Consider the following 18,693-nt stretch of genomic DNA (forward strand, 5'->3'; position numbering starts at 1 on the left):
GTGTCCTTCGTGGTCTTGGTGTTTCAAAATCCGCCGAGCAGCTTGCGCCAGCCGCCACCGGAGAAAAACAGGTGTCATCCCGGTTTGCGCAGCAAGACCGGGACCCATGAACACCAGATGGATCAGAACCCGGCAGGGCCGCGCCTCATTCGTCAGACGCGGCGTCAATGGGTCCCGGACAAGCCCTGCGGGCTTTCCGGGATGACACGGGGAGCACGGGGGAGGGAGACCCCTACCGCTTCTTCATCCCGCCCAGGATGCCGCGCATCAGTTCGCGGGCGATGGTGCTGCCGGCCTGGCGCAGCAGCGACTTGGTGAAGGCCTCACCCATCGACTGGCGGCTCGACGCCCGCGGCTGGGCCGGCGCGCGCTGGCGCGGGGCCGGGGCCGGAGCCTGGCCGCCGCCCCACGGCGATCCGCTCGCCGGGGCCTGCGCGGCCTGCGTGGCCGCCGCCGCGCGGGCCTTCAGCACCTCGTAGGCGCTCTCCCGATCCTTGGCGGCGTCATAGAGGCCGCGCACCGGGCTGGCGGCCATGATCGCCGCCCGTTCGGCCGGGGTGATCGGCCCCAGGCGCGAGACCGGCGGCCGGATCAGGGTCTTCTGCACCACGGTCGGGGCGCCCTTCTCGTCCAGCACGCTGACCAGGGCCTCGCCCACCCCCAGCCCCTGGATCGCCTGGGCGGTGTCGAAGGCGGGATTGGCCCGGAACGAGTTGGACGCCGCCTTCAGCCCCTTCTGCTCGGTCGGGGTGTAAGCGCGCAGGGCGTGCTGGATGCGGTTGCCGAGCTGGCCCAGCACCGTCTCGGGGATATCGGCCGGGTTCTGGGTGACGAAATAGACCCCGACCCCCTTGGAGCGGATCAGCCGCACCACCTGCTCGACCTTCTCCAGCAGCGGCTTGGGCGCGTCGCGGAACAGCAGGTGCGCCTCGTCGAAGAAGAAGGCCAGGCGCGGCTTCTCCGGATCGCCGACCTCGGGCAGCTCCTCGAACAGCTCGCTCATCAGCCACAGCAGGAAGGTCGCATAGAGCCGCGGGCTGGCGATCAGCTTGTCGGCCGCCAGGATGTTCACATAGCCGCGGCCCGAGCCGTCGGTGCGCATGATGTCGGAGAGCTGCAGCGCCGGCTCGCCGAAGAACCCGGCCCCGCCCTGGTCCTCCAGCACCAGCAGCTTGCGCTGGATGGTCGCCACCGTCGCCGGCGAGACGTTGCCGTACTTGGTCCCCAGCTCCTTGGCGTTCTCGGCCGCGAAGCTCAGCGCCGCCTGCAGGTCCTTGAGGTCGAGCAGCAGCAGGCCCTCGTCGTCGGCGGCGCGGAACACCACCGTCAGCACCCCCTCCTGCACGTCGTTGAGGTCGAGCATCCGCGAGATCAGCAGCGGGCCCATCTCCGAGACCGTCGCCCGGATCGGATGGCCCTGCTCGCCGAACAGGTCCCAGAACACGGTCGGGGCGGCCTGCGGATCGAGCGTCAGCCCCATCAGCTTGGCCCGCTCCTCGAACTTGGGGTTCGGCGTCCCCGGCTGGGCGACGCCGCACAGGTCGCCCTTCACGTCGGCCGCGAACACCGGCACCCCGGCGTCCGACAGCCCCTGGGCCAGCACCTGCAGCGTCACGGTCTTGCCGGTTCCGGTCGCCCCGGCGACCAGGCCGTGACGGTTGGCCCGGTTGAGCAGGAGGCTCTCGAGGTGATCCGAAAAGCCGATCAGGACGCTGTCGGACATGGCTGACTCCGCAAGGTTCGTATCCTGCGAAGCTAGCCGCAGCCACGCCCCAGCGCGATAGGCTGTTTTCAATGCGTGATCGCGCCCTTCCCCGGCGGGCGGGCGATCGCCCGCCTCCCCCGATCGTCATCCCCGGCCGCGCAAGCGTGCCGGGGATCCATACGCGCCGCAGGTCCTCGGCCAGGCTCGGCGCCTATGGATGGCCGGGACCTGCCGGCCCGGCCATGACGAACCCTGGAGAAATCCATAGGCGCCCCCCGCTCCAGATGCTCCCCAGCGGGGGGAGCTGGCCGCCGAATGGCGGACTGAGGGGGACCACGACTCCTGCCGAACTTCGAGCTGGACCATTGAAGCTCAGAGAAGTTCCCAGGCCTGGCGCTGCCAGACCCAAAGTCCCCCTCACCCGGCCTTACGGCCGGGAGCTCCCCCAGCGGGGGAGCATCCGGACGCCGCCGGTCCCCCCTTCCCCTGATCGTCATCCTCGGCCGCGCAAGCGTGCCGGGGATCCATACGCGCTGCGGGTCCTCGGCCAGGCTCGGCGCCTATGGATGGCCGGGACCTGCCGGCCCGGCCATGACGAACCCTAGAGAAATCCATAGGCGCCCCCCGCTCCAGATGCTCCCCCCTCTGGGGGAGCTGGCCGCCGAATGGCGGACTGAGGGGGACTGCGACTCCTGCCGAACTTCGAGTTGGACCATTGAAGCTCAGGGAACTTTCCAGGTCTGGCGCTGGCGGCTTTAAAGTCCCCCTCACCCGGCCTTACGGCCGGGAGCTCCCCCAGCGGGGGAGCATCCGGACGCCGCCGGTCCCCCCTTCCCCTGATCGTCATCCTCGGCCGCGCAAGCGTGCCGGGGATCCATACGCGCTGCGGGTCCTCGGCCAGGCTCGGCGCCTATGGATGGCCGGGACCTGCCGGCCCGGCCATGACGAGCATGGAGAAAGCCATAGGCGACACCCCGCCCCCGAACCGCCCCCGAACCGCCCCCGCGAAATCTCATTGCCGAATTTTCTGCGGAAGCGATGAGGTTGCACCGCAGGACTGCGTCTTGACGGCATAGACACTCCCCACGCCGGTCAAACCGGGGTAGGGATGGTCCAAATTGACGCGGCAGGCCCTGACACTGACAGTCGCCAGGGAACCACCACCGCAAAAAGATCTCATGTCCGTCAGAACTTCAGAGTCCCATACGGTCCGCGTCTCACTCGTCATCCTGGCGGTGATCGCGACCGGCGTTGCGTTGTACCTGCTGCGCGGCATCCTCACCCCCCTGGCCCTGGCGGTCTTCCTGGCGGTGATGATCGACGGCTTCGCCCGGGTGATCCGCCAGCGCCTGCCCTGGCTCAGCCCCAAAGCCGCCCTGCCCACCGCCATCGTCCTGTCGGTGCTGCTGTTCGGCGCCTCGGGCGTGATCATCGCCGAGAACGCCGGCGCCTTCGTCAGCCAGCTCGTCACCTACACCCCGCGGCTGAACAACCTCATCGCCCAGATCGCCGGCCTGCTGGGCATGGACGTGCCGCCCACCCTCAGCGACCTAGTCAGCCAGCTCAATCCCGGCGCCTATCTGGCCAACCTCGCCCGCGGCCTGCAGGGCTTCGCCTCCGACGCCTTCTTCATCCTGATATATCTCGGGTTCATCATCGCCGCGCGGCGCGGCTTCCAGCGCAAGGTGATCGGGCTGTTCCCGCATCACGCCGAGCGCAACGAGGCCATGGCCGCTTTCCTGCGCATCCGTGACGGGGTGGAGCTCTACCTGTGGGTCCAGACGGTCACCGGCCTGATCATCGCCTTCGCGTCCTGGATCGCCATGATGGCGGTCGGCCTCGACAATGCGGTGTTCTGGGCCTTCCTGATCTTCATCGCCTCCTACATCCCGGTGATCGGCGGGGCGGTGGGCATCCTGGCGCCGCCGGTCTTCGCCCTCATCCAGTTCGAGAGCTTCTGGCCGGCGATCATCCTGCTGGCCGTGCTGCAGGCCATCCAGTTCGTGGTCGGCAACATCATCCTGCCCCGGATGCAGGGCGACAGCCTGAACATGGACCCGATCGTCGTGCTGCTCAGCCTGGCCTTCTGGGGCCTGATCTGGGGGATGACCGGGATGTTCCTGTCCACCCCGCTCACCGTCATGGCCATGGTCATCCTGGCCCAGTTCGACGGCACCCGCTGGCTGGCGGTGCTGCTGTCGGCCGACGGCCAGCCCGAAAAGCTCCGCGACCGCACGCCCGCGGCTTCGCCCGACGAACCGCCGACGCCGAAACGACGTTCCCCCCCGTCACGCAAGCGTGAACCCCGAGACTGAAAATCAAGGCCTTCAACTTGTTCGCTTCCTTCCTATCTAAAGTCCGTTCGGGAGCCCCCCGAAACCAAGGCGGCTCAGGCGTCAGCCCCCGCCGCTGCGAGCCCCGAGCGCTCCGCCTTTCCCCCCAAGGTGGAGCCAAGCGCCGCCGGACTCTCTCCTCCGGCGGCGCCCTCGCATCGGGGGCCTTCCGATGAGCAAGCGACCCCGGCTGACCAGCGCCCAGCGCAACCTGATCAGCGCCTTCACCGCCCTGGCCGGCGAGAGCCCCGCCGCCCAGGCCTTCGTCGCCCAGGCCGCGGAAGACGCCGCGCCGGACGAGCTTCCCGAACTTTCCGCCAAGGCCCTGGCCGCGCTGCTGGCCGACTTCTGGGCCTTCGCCGCCACCCGCAAGGGCGCGGACCCGGTCATCCGCCTGGCCCCCGTCGAGGGCGCGCCGGCGCTGGAGCGGCTGGAGATCCTGCAGGACGACGCCCCGTTCCTGGTGGACAGCGTCATGGGCGAGATCGCCGACCAGGGCCTGTCGGTGCGCGCCATGTTCCACCCCGTCGTCGAGATCGCCCGCGACGGCAAGGGCGCGCGCCGGGACGACGGCGCCCCGCGCCGGGAATCGATGATCCAGGTGATCCTCGAACGGGTCGGGGCCGACCGCGAGGCGGCCCTGATCGAGGGCCTGCGCGCCACCCTGGCCGACGTCGCCGCCGCCGTCGACGACTTCCCGGCCATGCTGGACCTGATGGCCCGCACCCTGGCCGAACTGGAGGCCTCGACCACCGGCCCGGCCCGCGCGGAGGACCTGGAGTTCCTGCGCTGGCTGCGCGACGAGCACTTCGTCTATCTCGGCGCCCGGGTCTACGAGTACCCGCGCCTGGAGGACGGCGGCTACGCCAAGGAAGAACCGCTGTACCAGCCCGAGGACGGCCTGGGCGTGCTGCGCGATCCCGCGCGCACCGTGCTGCGCCGCTCGTCCGAGCCGGCCCTGCTGACCGCCCAGGTCCAGGCCAGCCTGGCCTCCGACCCGGTCACCGTCGCCAAGTCCAACCTGCGCTCGCGCGTCCACCGCCGCGGCTACATGGACTATGTCGGGGTCAAGCGTTACGGCGCCGACGGCAAGCCCTCGGGCGAGATCCGCTTCGTGGGCCTGTTCACCGCCGAGGCCTATGACGAGCCGGCCCATACCGTGCCGCTGGTCCGCGCCAAGGTCGCCAACGTCCTGGCCCGCGCCGGCAAGGCGCCCGGCAGCCACAACGAAAAGCGCCTGCGCAACATCCTGGAGACCTATCCGCGCGACGAGCTGTTCCAGGCGTCCGAGGACGACCTGCTGGCCGCGGCGCTGGGCATCCTGCACCTCTACGACCGCCCGCGGGTGCGGCTGTTCGAGCGGCGCGACCCGTTCGACCGCTTCGCCTCGGTGCTGCTGTTCGTGCCGCGCGACCGCTACGATTCCGACCTGCGCCAGCGCGCCGGCGAGATCCTGGCCGACGCCTATGGCGGCCGGGTCTCGGCCTATTACCCGGCCTTCTCCGACACCCCGCTGGCCCGCGTCCACTTCATCATCGGCTTCCAGCCCGGCCACCACGCCGAGCCGGACCTGAAGTCGCTGGAAACCCAGATCGCCGCCGCCGCGCGGACCTGGGAAGACCGCTTCGCCGCCGCCGTCCGCGCCTCGGGCCGGGCCAGCGCCGAGGTCGCCGACATGGTCGCCCGCTACGCCGAGGCGTTCACCGCCGGCTATCGCGAGCGCTACGACGCCGGCGAGGCCCTGGCCGACATCGCCGTCATCGAGAGCCTGAAGGCCGGCGAGCCGGTGCGCATCCGCGCCTTCCGCCGCGCCGCCGACTCCAAGACCCAGTTGCGCTTCAAGCTCTATCGCCCCGGCTCGCCCGCCCCGCTGGCCGACGTGCTGCCGATCCTCGAGAACATGGGCCTCAAGGCCATGGTCGAGACCGGCTATCCGATCCTGCCGGCCGGCGGCCGCCGGGTGTTCGTCCACGAGTTCGAGCTCGACGACCAGCACGGCGAGCATCTGGTGTTCGAGGACGTCAAGAGCGCCTTCGAGGACGCCTTCACCGCCGTCTGGACCGGGGCCACCGAGAGCGACGGCTTCAACCGCATGGTGCTGGAGCTGTCGATCTCCTGGCGCGAGGCGGCGCTGATCCGCGCCCTGGCGCGCTACCGCCAGCAGTCGGGCCTCGATCCCAGCCAGCGGGTGCAGGAGACCGCGCTCTCCAACCATCCGGGCGTGGCGCGGCTGATCCTCGACCTGTTCCGCACCAAGTTCGACCCGGCCATCCAGGCCGACCTGGGCGAGCGCACCGCCCAGGCGGTCAAGGTGATGGACGAGATCGTCCAGGCCCTGCAGCAGGTCGACAGCCTCGACGACGACCGCGTCCTGCGCCGCCTGGCCCTGCTGGTCGGGGCCATCAAGCGGACCAACTACTACCAGCTCGGCGAGGACGGCCAGCCCAAGCCCTACATCAGCTTCAAGGTCGCCTCGGGCGAGCTTTCCGACCTGCCGCTGCCCAGGCCCTATCGCGAGATCTTCGTCTGGGCGACGCACATCGAGGGCGTCCACCTGCGCTTCGGCCCGGTCGCGCGCGGCGGCCTGCGCTGGTCCGACCGCCGCGACGACTTCCGCACCGAGGTGCTCGGCCTGGTCAAGGCCCAGCAGACCAAGAACGCGGTGATCGTGCCGGTCGGCTCCAAGGGCGGCTTCTATCCCAAGCAGCTCCCCAAGGGCGGCGCCCCCGACGTGGTCCGCGCCGAGGCGATCCGCGCCTACACGACCTTCCTCCAGGGCCTGCTCGACATCACCGACAACCTCGATCCCGAGGGCCAGGTGATCCGCCCGGCCGGCGTCATCGCCCATGACGGCGATGATCCCTACCTGGTCGTGGCCGCCGACAAGGGCACCGCGACCTTCTCCGACATCGCCAACGGCGTGGCCGAGTCCTACGGCTTCTGGCTGGGCGACGCCTTCGCCTCCGGCGGCTCGGCCGGCTATGACCACAAGGAAATGGCCATCACCGCCCGCGGGGCCTGGGAAGCGGTCAAGCGCCACTTCCGCGAGCTGGGCAAGGACATCCAGGCCGAGCCCTTCACCGTGGTCGGGGTCGGCGACATGTCGGGCGACGTGTTCGGCAACGGCATGCTGCTCAGCCGGCAGATCCGCCTGCAGGCCGCCTTCGACCACCGCCACATCTTCCTCGACCCCGACCCGAACGCGGCGGCCTCCTTCGCCGAGCGCCAGCGGATGTTCGAGCTGCCGCGCTCGTCCTGGGACGACTACGACCGCAAGAAGATCTCCAAGGGCGGCGGCGTCTTCGCCCGCAGCCTGAAGTCGATCCCGCTGTCGAAGGAGGTCAGGGCCATGCTCGGCGTCGAGGCCGACGCCCTGGCCCCCGCCGAGCTGATCAGCGCCATCCTCAAGGCCCCGGCCGAGCTGCTCTATCTCGGCGGCATCGGCACCTATGTGAAGGGCGGGCGCGAAAACCAGTCGGACGCCGGCGACAAGGCCAACGACGCCGTGCGCGTCAACGGCGCCGACCTGCGGGTCAAGGTGGTCGGCGAGGGCGCGAACCTCGGCCTCACCCAGGCCGGCCGCATCGAGTTCGCCCTGCGCGGCGGCCGGGTCAACACCGACGCCATCGACAACTCCGCCGGGGTCGACTCGTCCGACCACGAGGTCAACATCAAGATCCTCACCGGCATGCTCGAGCGCACCGGCGTGCTCGAGCGCAAGCAGCGCGACCGGCTGCTGAAGTCGATGACCGACGACGTGGCCCGCCACGTCCTGGCCCACAACTACGACCAGACCCTGGCGCTTTCGCTGATGGACCTGGACGCGGCCGGCGAGCTGGAGCCCCACGCCCGCTACATGGCCCACCTCGAAGCCCGCGGCCAGCTCGACCGCGCGGTCGAGGGCCTGCCCGACGCGAGCGTCATCGCCGAACGCCGCCAGGCCGGGAAGGGCCTGACCCGGCCCGAGGAATCGGTGCTGCTGGCCTACGGCAAGCTGGAGCTCAAGGGCGACATGGCCGCCAGCCCGGTCGCCGACGATCCCTATTTCGAGGACCTGCTGGAGGGCTACTTCCCCAAGGGCGTGCGCAAGTACGACGAAGCCCTGCGCCGTCACCGCCTGCGCCGCGAGATCATCGCCACCGTGGTCGCCAACGACGCCATCAACCGCTGCGGCCCCTCGTTCCCGACCCGGCTGATGGCGGCGGCGTCCTGCGACGTCACCGCCTTCGTCACCGCCTACGAGGCGGCCAAGGCGGTGCTCGGCCTGCCCGCCCTCTGGGACCAGGTCTCGGCCCTCGACGGCCAGATCCCCGCCGCCGGCCAGATGGCCCTCTACCGGCGCCTGGCCTACGCCCTGCGCGGCCAGACCTTCTGGCTGGCCCGCCGCGCCGCCCGCGGCGGCCAGGGCGTCGAGGCCCTGGTCAGGCGCTACGGCCCCGGCGCGGCGGCCCTCAAGAAGCTGGTCCCGGAGATCCTCTCGCCGGTCGAGCGCGCGCGCCTGGAAGCCCAGGTCGCGCGCCTGGTCGACGCCGGCGCGCCGGAGGCCCTGGCCCGCCAGGTCGCCGGCCTGCAGCCGCTGACCGTCGCCGTCGACCTGGTCGACCTGGCCGAGGCGTCGGACTGGAAGCTGGAGGGGGCCGCGCGGCTCTACCACCAGGTCGGCCAGGCCTTCGCCTTCGACCGCCTGCGCGCGGCGGCCGGCGGCTTCACGGCCGGCGACGCCTTCGAGCGCACCGCCGTCCGCCGCCTGGTCGAGGACCTGCTGGCCGAGCAGGCCGCCGTCACCCGCGCGGTGACCGCCTTCGCCGAGACCGGGGCCGGCGGCAGCGAGGAAGCCGCCCAGGCCGCCATCGCCGCCTGGACCGCCCAGCGCCACGACGTCGCCCAGGCCGCCCGCAAGGCGGTCGAGGAGATCGAAGCGGCCGGCGGCGCCTGGTCCTTCGCCAAGCTCACCATCGCCAACGCCGCCCTGCGCGAACTGGCGAGCGTCGAGGCGAGGTAGGGCTCGCGCCTCTACGGCGAGACGGAGGGGGTCTTCTCAGTCGGAAGTCCCCCCTCAGTCAGCTTCGCTGACAGCTCCCCCGGAGGGGGAGCATCCGGCCCAAGGGCTCCCTCGCCCCCTTGGGGGAGAGGGTCGGGGTGAGGGGGACTTCCGTCCCCTAGTGCCGGAACACCCGCACGCCGGTGAACACCATGGCTATGCCGCGTTCGTCGGCCGCCTCGATCACCTTGTCGTCGCCGATCGAGCCGCCCGGCTGGATCACCGCCGTGCAGCCGGCGTCGGCCGCCTGCAGCAGCCCGTCCGGGAACGGGAAGAAGGCTTCCGACGCGCAGGCCGAGCCCTTCAGGTCCAGGCCGAAGTCGGCGGCGCGCAGGGCCGCGATCCGGGCCGAGTCCTTGCGGTTCATCTGGCCGGCGCCGACGCCCAGGGTCTGGCCGTCCTTGGCGTAGACGATGGCGTTCGACTTCACGTGCTTGGCGATGGTGAAGGCGAACAGCATGTCGCGCACCTCCTCGTCGGTCGGGGCGCGCCTGGTCACCACCTTCAGGTCCGCCGCCGTCAGGCGGGCGGTGTCGCGGCTCTGCACCAGGAAGCCCCCGGCCACCGAGCGGAAGGTGTCGCCCGGCGCGTGCGGGTCGGGCAGGCCGCCGGTGACCAGCAGCCGCACGTTCTTCTTCTTGCGGAACAGCGCCACGGCGTCCTCGTCGGCCTCGGGGGCGATCACCACCTCGGTGAACACCTCCAGCACCTTGGCCGCGGTGGCCGCGTCCAGCCGGGTGTTCAGCGCCACGATGCCGCCGAAGGCGCTGGTCGGGTCGCAGGCCAGAGCCCGCTCATAGGCCTCGGCGAGCGAGCCGCCCGTGGCCACGCCGCAGGGATTGGCGTGCTTGATGATCGCGCAGGCCGGAGCGGCCTTCGGGTCGAACTCGGCGATCAGCTCATAGGCCGCGTCGGTGTCGTTGATGTTGTTGTAGGAGAGCTCCTTGCCCTGGAGCTGCCGGGCCGTCGCCACCCCGATCCGCGGATTGGCGAAGCGGTAGAACGAGGCCGCCTGGTGCGGGTTCTCGCCATAGCGCATGGTCTGCACCAGCTCGCCGGCATAGGCGCGGCGGCGCGGCGCCTCGCCCCCCAGCTCCTTGGCGAACCAGGCCGAGATCGCCGCATCATACGAGGCGGTGCGGGCATAGGCGCGGGCCGCCAGGGTCTTGCGCAGCGCCAGCGAGGTCGAGCCGGCCGCCTTCAGCTCCGCCAGCACCTCCTCCAGGTCGGAAATCTCGGTGCAGATCGCCACATAGCCGTGGTTCTTGGCGGCCGAGCGGACCATGGCCGGCCCGCCGATGTCGATGTTCTCGACGCAGTCCTCGAAGCTCCCGCCCTTGGCCACCGTCGCCTCGAACGGATAGAGGTTCACATAGACGATATCGATCGCCCCGATGCCGTGGTCGGCCATCGCCCTGGCGTGCTCGGCCGCGTCGCGCACGCCCAGCAGCCCGCCGTGCACGATCGGGTGCAGGGTCTTCACCCGCCCGTCCATCATCTCCGGGAAGCCGGTCAGCTCCGAGACGTCCTTCACCGCCAGCCCGGCGTCGGCGATCGCCGCGCGCGTGCCGCCGGTGGACACCAGCTCGACCCCGGCCGCGGCCAGCGCCCTGGCGGCCTCGACCAAGCCGGTCTTGTCGGACACCGAGATCAGCGCGCGCTTGGGAACGACGCGGTCGGGAGCCGGCGGGAAATTCGGGGCGGCGGGCACGGCAGTCTCCTTCGAAGGGTTCAAAAAGGAAAATGCCCAGGCGAGCGGCGTGATGAGGTCCCGCGCTCCCCGGTGGTCGCCCACCTCAGATTTCGCCAGTCACGCGGAACGCCGCGGACTTAGGCCCGCAGAGCGCCGCGGTCAATGCGGCGCCTAGTCGTCCTTGGGTTTTCGGTTGCGCGACTTAGGCAGCGCTCGTCCCAACGCCTTGAGCGCTGCATACTCGCGGTCAGCGTCGGCGACCCGTTCGGCCTTTCGGCGTTCATCGAATTTCCGGTATTCGGCCTTGGCGCGTCGCTCGGCCTGATCATGCCGCACCTGGCCACCGTGCTTTAGCACCAGCCGGCCTAGCTGCCGCAGTTGGCGTTCCAAGAGCTGAGCGGCCTCAGCCATGGTCGTCAAGCGGCCGACATCCAACTGATCTTCGAAGATGTCGAGCAGGATCGTCGTCAAACGATTCAGTTCCTTGACCTCGGAAGGAGCCAGGTAGTTCTTTGCGATCACGGCGTCCTGCTGCCGGATTTCGGTCTTCGGCCAGACTTGCAGGCCCATATTGGGAGCGGTCGCGTCCGCTCGGCCTATCATCAGTTCCGAGGGCGTATGATTGACCACTGCATAGAACAGCTTCGCTTGGGTCTGCCGGTAGAAATCCCGGGCCGCCTCTGACTGCGGATCATAGTCCTGGCACATGGCGCAGATTGCGCGAAGCTCGGCGTAGACGTTCGCTTCCGACGCACGAATATCGCGTATCGCGTCTCGCAGTTCAGCGATGCGATCCTGACCGCCAGGCGCCTTCAGACGCTCGGCGTCAATCACGAAGCCCTTTGTCGCGAAGCGGACCAGAACCGCTGTCGCCCACTTCCGGAACAGCGTCGCTTGGGTCGAACTCACGCGGTATCCGACCGAGATGATCATATCGAGGCTGTAGAGCGTGCCTGGACGGCCGCCACTTGTTTGCATTTTTTGCAAAGAAGTCTCTTCAGCCAGCTCCCCGTCTTCCAGCACATTGGCGATGTGCCGCGAGATGACCGACACGTCCCTCCCAAAGAGGCTCGCCATCTGGGCCTGGGTCATCCAAAGCGCATCACCGTCGTACCGTAGCTCGACCCGAACGCCCTGGTCGGTTCCGTAGACCAGGAACTGGTGGCCCGTGTCCGCATCTTCGAAAACGCGGACCGGCTCATCGCCCGAAGCGTCAATCATCGACATGGTGCGCCCGCCCTCCAAAAGAGAACGATAGTAGAACATGCGCGCGGCGCGGAGCCAAGCCGCCCTGCAGAGCTACCCCGCCGCCGGCGCCGCGCTGGCGAACTTCCAGCGCACCTTGGCGCCGCTCTCGGCCCGGGCCTGGCCGCGCAGCACGATCTGCTGGGCCCGCCGCGCCTTGCCGTCCTGGAAATAGACGCTGGTCTCGATGTCGGCGCCCTGGGCGTCGTTGCGCAGCCACCAGCCGTGGTCGTCCTCGCCGGTGCGCAGAAGCACGCTCTTGCCGTCGCGGGCCAGGCTGGCGCTGACGTCGGGGTGGACGTGAAAGCGCACCTTGAACGGAATGAACCGCCGCCCCGCCTCGCCCATGTCGCCGGGCGCCGCCGGGACCAGCATGTCCTCGCCGCGCAGCTCGTCGGCCACGAGGTCCAGATAGAGCCGCCGCTCGTGGCGCAGGCCGAACCGCCGGACCCAGCCGTCGTGCGCCAGCTCCAGCCACAGCGCCTGCTCGGTCTCGTAGCGCCGCGCCTCGACGTGGCTGTAGGCGCCGACCAGCCGCGGCCCCAGCGCCGCGGCCCGGAACCCCCGCAGCGGCTCGCCGCACGGCTCGTCGGAGATCGACAGGGTCGAGGAGGCGTCGACCAGCCGCAGGGCCTGCGGCCCCGCCGCCTCGGGCGACCAGGCGCTGGCCGCGATCAGCCGCCGGCCCTGGGCCAGCACCTCCATGGCCAGCGGCTGGGCGCAGGCGGTGACGCTCCACGCCCCCTGGGCCGGGGCCGCGGCGTCGGCGAAGATCTGCAGGCTGCGGCCCTCCAGCCGGTGATAGCCGTTGCGCGACGCCGGCGGCTTGGCCCCGCCGCCGTTCTCCGCCGCCCGGGCCGCGGCCACATAGGCCCGGGTCCCCGCCTCGCCGCCCTGCAGCTCGGGCAGCGCCCCGTCGGCCAGGGTGAAGAACCGCACGGCCCCGGCCAGCCGGTCGATGGCCCGCATCATCTCCTCGGGGGCCGGGCGGCCGCGCTGCACCAGCGCGTCGTCGAGGATCTGCAGGTCAAGCAGCAGCTCCAGCGCCGCGCGCGGGCAGCGGCTGGCATGGCCGCCGTCGGGCGGCACGCTGGCCGGCAGCGCCTTGACCAGCCGCGCCAGGCCCCGGGCCATCAGCCGCTCGCCGGCCTCGCCCGCCAGCGCCGCCCCCGCCAGCGCCGCGACGCAGGCCCGCTCGGCCGCGCGCGCCGGGCCGTCCGACAGCGACAGCAGGTGCCGCGCCTGCCGGGCCAGGTCCTGGGCGATCAGCCCGGACTCCATGTCCGAGGCCTTGGCGCAGATGGTCTTGGCCCCGCAGGCCAGGTGCAGCACCCGCCGCTCCAGCACCTCGGGGCTCCAGGAAAAGGCGTTCCAGCGCCCGAACACCCCGCGCCAGTCGAGGGTCAGGCGCAGCGCCTCGGCCGCCCCCTCCTCGCCCAGGGCCAGCAGGTCGCGCATCCAGTCGAAGCCGTGCAGCCCGACCGCGAACCCGTGACTGGGGCTCGGCCGGTCCCAGGGGTCGCCGCCGGCCCCGACCTCCAGCACCACCCCGGCGAACAGGAAGCGGCCGGCCAGGATGCGGCGCCCGCTCTCGGCGTCGGCCGGGCGCGGGTCCTTCGGCGCGATGGCCAGCCCCTGCGGCCGCGGCCGCGCCAGCAGGGCGCGATGCAGCGGCGAGCCGGCCCAGTCGCGCCGGGCCTGGCGCAGGGCGCCATGGACGAGGGCCTGGCCCCACAGGCCGGCCGGATGCCTGAAGATCGCCGGAGGCGCGCCGGCCACGCGGTCAGCCGCCCTTCAGGGCGCGGATGTTGTCGGCGTACTGGCTGGGGCCGCCCTTGAACACCGCGGTGCCGGCGACCAGCGCCGTGGCCCCGGCCGAGACGCACAGCGGCGCGGTCTCCGGGGTCACCCCGCCGTCGACCTCCAGCTCGATGGGCTTGCCGCTGGCGTCGATCATCTTGCGCAGCGCCTCGATCTTGCGCAGTTGCGAGTGCATGAACTTCTGGCCGCCGAAGCCGGGATTGATCGACATCACCAGGATCAGGTCGATCTCGTCCATCATCCACTGGATCACCGACGGGTCGGTCGAGGGGTTGAACACCACCCCGGCCTTGGCCCCCAGCTCGCGGATGCGCTTCAGGGTGCGGTTGAGGTGCGGCCCGGCCTCCGGGTGGACGCTGATATAGTCGGCGCCGGCCTCGCGGAAGGCTTCCAGATAGGGGTCCGCCGGGGCGATCATCAGGTGGACGTCGAACGGGATCTTGGCGTGCGGCCGCAGCGCCTTCACCACGTCCGGCCCGATGGTGATGTTGGGCACGAAGTGGCCGTCCATCACGTCGACATGCACCCAGTCGGCGCCCGCCGCCTCGATCGCCGCCACTTCCTCGCCGAGCTTGGCGAAGTCGGAGGCCAGGATGGACGGGGCGATGATCGGTGCGGTCATGGTCTTCGACTTAGCCAAGGGTTGGGTTGGGGACAAGGTTGTCGTGGGCTTCAAATTTCGCGTTGTAGGCGAGCGGCGTAGAATCCGTCCTGCCCTCCAGGGCGATGATGCGGCAGCAGCCGCAAGGTTCCATCGGCCAGCAGGCTCTGGGCCGGCGCCCCCGCCTCGCCGGCCTGGGCCGGGACGATCCGGAACCTCGGATGGCGGCTGAGGAAGGCGGCGACCTGCGCCTCGCCCTCCTCCGGCTCCAGCGAGCAGACGCAGTAGACCAGCCGCCCGCCCGGCTTCACCCGCCGCGCGGCCGAATCCAGCAGCCGGCTCTGCACCCCGGCCAGGGCCGCCACGTCACTGGGCCGCGCCGCCCACAGCACGTCGGGATGGCGGCGATAGGTGCCCGTGGCGCTGCACGGCGCGTCCAGCAGCACGGCGTCGAACGTCCGCTCGTCGGCCCAGTCGCCGGCGTCGGCGGTGACGATCTCGGCGGCCAGGCCCATGCGATCGAGGTTCTCCTGCACCCGCGTCAGCCGCGCGGCCGAGCGGTCCACGGCCACGACCTGCGCGCCCGCCGCCGCCAGTTGCAGGGTCTTGCCGCCGGGCGCGGCGCAGAGGTCGAGCACGCTTTCGCCGGGCTGCACGTCCAGCAGCCGGGCCGGGATCGCCGCGCTGGCGTCCTGCACCCACCAGGCGCCCTCGCCATAGGCCGGCCAGGCCGCGACGTCGCCCTTGCGCGCGGTGCGCAGGGTTCCGCCGTCCAGCACCTGCGCCTCCAGCTCGGCGGCCAGCCGTCCCGCCTCGGCGGAAGACTTCAGGGAAAGGTCGGTGGCCGGCTCGTCGGCGATCAGCGCCGCCATGGCCAGCGCCGCCTCGCCCCCGAACGCCGCGCTCCAGCGCGCCAGCAGCCAGGGCGGGCACAGCGCCTCGGGATCGTCCAGCTTCGGCGGCTCGCGCAGCAGGCCGCGCAGCACCCCGTTGACCAGCCCCTTGAAGGCCCGGGTCGAGGAATGGCTGGCCGCCAGGTCGACGCTGGTGGTCACCGCCGCGAAGGCCGGGGTGCCCATCACGAAGGCCTGGGTGACGCCGATGCGCAGGATGTTCAGCACGCCCTCGGGCGGCGGCTTGGCCAGCCGCGCCTCCAGCGCCCGCTCGATGGGGCCGAGCCGGCGCAGCGTGGCCATGGCCAGGGCCATGGCGAAGCCGCGGTCGCGCGGCTCCAGGTTGCGGAAGGCGGGCCGGGTCAGGGCTTCGTCCACCCCCGCGCGGCGGGCCAGGGCGGAGGAGAGGATGTCGATGGCGGCCCGGCGGGCGGGCAGGCCGATGTCGCGGTCTTCGGTCACCGGCGGGGCGTGCCCTCATCTGGCGATCGATGCAAGGGGCATGACGCCGCTCCCGGCTGGCGCCGAGCCGCGCAAACGCCTAGATTCAGCACCATGAGCGACGATCTCCCGCCCAACGCCGCCCCCGGCAAGGACCTGACCCCGGCCGCCCGCCGCGCCCTGGAGGAAGCCGCCGCGCGCCACGCCGCCGAACAGGAACGCCAGGCCCGCCAGGCCGAGCTCGGCGGCCCGGCCGGACCCGAGCCGACCCGCTTCGGCGACTGGGAGCGCAAGGGCATAGCGGTTGATTTCTAGGGCCTGAGGTTCCCGTCTCAGGGGCAAGGCGTCGCCCCCGCCCGCGTCGCGTCCTAGACTGCGCCGGAAGTTCCGAATGCGGAGACGACGATGCGGACCGGCATGATCCTTGGCCTGGCCCTGGCGGCGGTCGCCGACCCGGCCCACGCCCAGCAGGCGCCCCAACCCCCGTCCTATCAACAGTGGGGCGACGCCCAGAACGGCGGCTATCGCTACAGCTACGGCGATCCCAACGGCGCCGACTATTACGAGGAAGAATATCGCCGCCAGGCCGTGGCCCCGACGCCGCCGCCCTGCGGCTGCGGCGGCCAGGGCGGCTACGAGGTGCCCACCTACGGCTACGCCTCGCAGAACTACGGCTGGCCGGGCCAGGGCTGCTGCGCCCGCGGCGGGGGCGAGCTCAGCTTCGGCTATATGGGCTCGGGCTACTACGGCGGCGGAGTCGGCTACGGCGGCGGCTATGGCGCCCGCTACTACAATGGCGGCGGCTACTATTACGGCGGCGGCCACGGCCATCGCAGCAGTTGGTCCAGCTCCAGCGCCCGCGCCTCGTCCTCCACCAGCATCAGCGTCCGCTGATCGCCCCCGCCGGGGCGGGGCTCCCCCCATGGCTCGTCATGGCCGGGCCGCCAGGTCCCGGCCATCCATAAACGCCGAGCCTCGCCGAAAACCCCGGCGCGTATGGATCCCCGGCACGCCTACGCGGCCGGGGATGACGATCGGAGGAGGCCCGCTGAACGCGCCCTCCACGCCCATGTCATCCCCAAAACCGGGACGAGCGCCGAGGTCAGACCCCCGCCATCTCCGCCGCCACCCGCAGCGCCGCCTCGCGCGGATCGCTGGCCGCGGTGATCGGGCGGCCGCAGACGATGTGGCTGGCGCCGGCGCGCAGGGCGTCGGCCGGGGTCGCGGCGCGCGCCTGGTCGTTCTTGACCGACCAGTCGGGGCGCACGCCCGGCGTCACCACCAGGAAGTCCTCGCCGCCCAGCTCGCGGGCCAGCTCGGCCTCGTGCGGGCTGGCGATCACCCCGTCCGCCCCCGCGGCGATGGCGTGGCGGATGCGGCGCTCGACCAGGGCCCGGGCGGTCTCCTGGAAGCCCATCTCGACCAGGTCGGCGTCGGTCAGGCTGGTCAGCACCGTGACGCCCAGGATCTTCAGGTTCGAGTCCCCGCGCCCCTCCACCGCCGCCTTCAGCACCTGCGGCTCGGCGTGGACGGTCAGGAAGTCGCAGCCGGTCTGCGCCAGCACCGCGGCCGAGCGCTGCACCGTGGTCCCGATGTCGTGGAGCTTCCAGTCGAGGAACACCTGCTTGCCCTGCGCCTTCAGCTCCTGGGCCAGGGCCATGCCGCCGCCGGCGGCGAACAGCTCCAGCCCCACCTTGTAGAAGCTGACCGCCTCGCCGACGCGCTCGACCAGGGCGCGGGCCTGGGCCACGGTGGGCACGTCCAGCGGAACGATCAGGCGCGGATCGGCGCGCACGGGGGCTTCGACGACAGCCATGACGGCATCCTTCCGGGCAGGCGCACGCGACCGCTGCGGGCGGTCGGCGAGCGTGACGAATTGGGCTAAGGAACCTGCATGAGCCAGTGGGACTTCGCCGTCAACTTCTTCGTCGCCCTGTTCGCCCTGATCGATCCGATCGGCAACGTCCCGCTGTTCGCGGCGGCGACCAACGGCGTGAAGTCCAAGGATGCGCGGCTGATCTCGGTCTACATCGCGCTGTTCGTGCTCGGCTTCCTGACCTTCTTCTACTTCTCGGGCCTGTCGCTGCTGGAGTTCTTCGGCATCTCGCTGCCCGCCTTCCGCATCGCCGGCGGGGTGATCCTGTTCCTGCTCGGCCTGGAGATGGCCCGCGACGACTTCACCGCCGCCTTCGCCGGCGCCGCCGACCAGGACGCCCCGGCCGGCGAGGGCCGCGCCCACGCCCGCCGCCGCTTCGAGCGGATGATCGTGCCCTTCGCCATGCCGCTGCTGATCGGGCCGGGCGCGATCTCGACCGTGGTCATCTACGCCAGCGAGGCCAAGACCTTCGGGCTCGCCGGCGCGGCGGTCGGGGTGGGGGTGATCGCCGCCCTCTCGCTGGTCACCATGCTGATCTTCTGGGCGACGCCGCTGATCAGCCGCCTGCTCGGCCGCATCGGCCTGACCATCGTCGTGCGGGTCCTGGGCCTGATCCTCTGCGCCCTGGCCGTGCAGTTCATCCTGGCCGGCATCGCCGAATCCACCGCCGGCGTCATCCTGCGCGAAGCCGCCGCGCCCTACGCGAAGTGACCCGAAGGCGTCATCCCGGTTTGCGCCGCAAGACCGGGACCCATGAACACCGGATGGGTCAGAACCCGGCAGCGCCGCGCCTCATTCGTCGACACGGCGCGAATGGGTCCCGGACAAGCCCTGCGGGCTTTCCGGGATGACACGGGAAGCACGGCGCCGGAGGCGCGCCACCCCTCGCACCACGCCAGCCGCCCCCACGGCGCCTTCGTGCTCTTGGTGTCCTTCGTGGTCTTGATGTTTCAAAATCCACCAAGCAGCTTGCCCCAGCCGCCACCAGAAAAAACAGGTGTCATCCCGGTTTGCGCAGCAAGACCGGGACCCATGAACACCGGA

12 protein-coding genes and 1 riboswitch are annotated in these 18,693 nt (G+C 71.2%); of the genes, 5 read left to right on the forward strand and 7 right to left on the reverse strand.

What is annotated here, in order from left to right; all coding sequences use genetic code 11:
* Positions 1–232: 232 nt before the first annotated feature.
* On the reverse strand, positions 233–1,723 hold the full coding sequence (locus RTL41_RS20620; RefSeq protein WP_312167250.1) for a helicase HerA-like domain-containing protein: 1,491 nt from the start codon (positions 1,721–1,723) through the stop codon (positions 233–235).
* Positions 1,724–2,883: 1,160 nt separating this feature from the next.
* Here RTL41_RS20620 and RTL41_RS20625 point away from each other — a divergent pair.
* Positions 2,884–4,020 (forward strand): AI-2E family transporter, encoded by a 1,137-nt coding sequence (locus tag RTL41_RS20625; protein ID WP_312167253.1) that lies wholly within the window; start codon positions 2,884–2,886, stop codon positions 4,018–4,020.
* 190 nt (positions 4,021–4,210) lie between these two features.
* The gene (locus RTL41_RS20630) at positions 4,211–9,040 is read left to right on the forward strand and encodes an NAD-glutamate dehydrogenase (protein ID WP_312167254.1); all 4,830 of its coding nucleotides are present in this window, start codon (positions 4,211–4,213) and stop codon (positions 9,038–9,040) included.
* A 157-nt stretch (positions 9,041–9,197) separates the two neighbouring features.
* Here RTL41_RS20630 and purH read toward each other — a convergent pair whose 3' ends face one another.
* The 5 genes from purH to RTL41_RS20655 all read right to left on the reverse strand — a co-directional run bounded on the left by purH (position 9,198) and on the right by RTL41_RS20655 (position 15,794).
* Positions 9,198–10,790 carry a bifunctional phosphoribosylaminoimidazolecarboxamide formyltransferase/IMP cyclohydrolase gene (purH, locus tag RTL41_RS20635; protein ID WP_312167256.1) on the reverse strand — a complete coding sequence of 531 codons (1,593 nt, stop codon included), beginning with the start codon at positions 10,788–10,790 and terminating at the stop codon, positions 9,198–9,200.
* Between the two features lie 27 nt (positions 10,791–10,817).
* Positions 10,818–10,903: riboswitch (ZMP/ZTP riboswitch) on the reverse strand.
* Positions 10,904–10,943: 40 nt separating this feature from the next.
* The gene (rhuM, locus tag RTL41_RS20640) at positions 10,944–12,038 is read right to left on the reverse strand and encodes a RhuM family protein (protein WP_312167258.1); all 1,095 of its coding nucleotides are present in this window, start codon (positions 12,036–12,038) and stop codon (positions 10,944–10,946) included.
* A 33-nt stretch (positions 12,039–12,071) separates the two neighbouring features.
* Complete coding sequence (locus RTL41_RS20645) at positions 12,072–13,796, reverse strand: heparinase II/III family protein (protein ID WP_312167259.1); 1,725 nt, start codon at positions 13,794–13,796, stop codon at positions 12,072–12,074.
* Between the two features lie 4 nt (positions 13,797–13,800).
* The gene (rpe, locus tag RTL41_RS20650) at positions 13,801–14,460 is read right to left on the reverse strand and encodes a ribulose-phosphate 3-epimerase (protein ID WP_312167261.1); all 660 of its coding nucleotides are present in this window, start codon (positions 14,458–14,460) and stop codon (positions 13,801–13,803) included.
* A gap of 50 nt (positions 14,461–14,510) precedes the next feature.
* On the reverse strand, positions 14,511–15,794 hold the full coding sequence (locus tag RTL41_RS20655; protein WP_312167264.1) for an RsmB/NOP family class I SAM-dependent RNA methyltransferase: 1,284 nt from the start codon (positions 15,792–15,794) through the stop codon (positions 14,511–14,513).
* Between the two features lie 93 nt (positions 15,795–15,887).
* Here RTL41_RS20655 and RTL41_RS20660 point away from each other — a divergent pair, with 93 nt between their 5' ends.
* Both RTL41_RS20660 and RTL41_RS20665 read left to right on the forward strand, forming a co-directional pair.
* Entirely contained in the window at positions 15,888–16,088 is a 201-nt protein-coding gene (locus tag RTL41_RS20660; protein WP_312167267.1) for a DUF1674 domain-containing protein, read from the forward strand.
* A 90-nt stretch (positions 16,089–16,178) separates the two neighbouring features.
* The gene (locus RTL41_RS20665) at positions 16,179–16,667 is read left to right on the forward strand and encodes a hypothetical protein (RefSeq protein WP_312167270.1); all 489 of its coding nucleotides are present in this window, start codon (positions 16,179–16,181) and stop codon (positions 16,665–16,667) included.
* Positions 16,668–16,875: 208 nt separating this feature from the next.
* Here the strand turns inward: RTL41_RS20665 and pyrF are convergent, their stop codons facing one another.
* Positions 16,876–17,568: an orotidine-5'-phosphate decarboxylase gene (gene pyrF, locus RTL41_RS20670; protein ID WP_312167273.1), complete on the reverse strand. Its 693-nt coding sequence runs from the start codon at positions 17,566–17,568 to the stop codon at positions 16,876–16,878.
* A 99-nt stretch (positions 17,569–17,667) separates the two neighbouring features.
* Here pyrF and RTL41_RS20675 point away from each other — a divergent pair, with 99 nt between their 5' ends.
* Positions 17,668–18,360 carry a MarC family protein gene (locus tag RTL41_RS20675; protein ID WP_312167271.1) on the forward strand — a complete coding sequence of 231 codons (693 nt, stop codon included), beginning with the start codon at positions 17,668–17,670 and terminating at the stop codon, positions 18,358–18,360.
* Positions 18,361–18,693 lie beyond the last annotated feature (333 nt).

It is taken from the genome of Phenylobacterium sp. (genome assembly GCF_031984885.1).
GTDB lineage: Bacteria > Pseudomonadota > Alphaproteobacteria > Caulobacterales > Caulobacteraceae > Phenylobacterium.

Coding starts and splice junctions, on each gene's coding strand:
- RTL41_RS20625 (WP_312167253.1), top strand. CDS start 2,884: ATGTCCGTCAGAACTTCAGAGTCCCATACGGTCCGCGTCTCACTCGTC.
- RTL41_RS20630 (WP_312167254.1), top strand. CDS start 4,211: ATGAGCAAGCGACCCCGGCTGACCAGCGCCCAGCGCAACCTGATCAGC.
- RTL41_RS20675 (WP_312167271.1), top strand. CDS start 17,668: ATGAGCCAGTGGGACTTCGCCGTCAACTTCTTCGTCGCCCTGTTCGCC.
- rpe (WP_312167261.1), bottom strand. CDS start 14,460: ATGACCGCACCGATCATCGCCCCGTCCATCCTGGCCTCCGACTTCGCC.
- RTL41_RS20660 (WP_312167267.1), top strand. CDS start 15,888: ATGAGCGACGATCTCCCGCCCAACGCCGCCCCCGGCAAGGACCTGACC.
- RTL41_RS20620 (WP_312167250.1), bottom strand. CDS start 1,723: ATGTCCGACAGCGTCCTGATCGGCTTTTCGGATCACCTCGAGAGCCTC.
- rhuM (WP_312167258.1), bottom strand. CDS start 12,038: ATGTTCTACTATCGTTCTCTTTTGGAGGGCGGGCGCACCATGTCGATG.
- RTL41_RS20665 (WP_312167270.1), top strand. CDS start 16,179: ATGCGGACCGGCATGATCCTTGGCCTGGCCCTGGCGGCGGTCGCCGAC.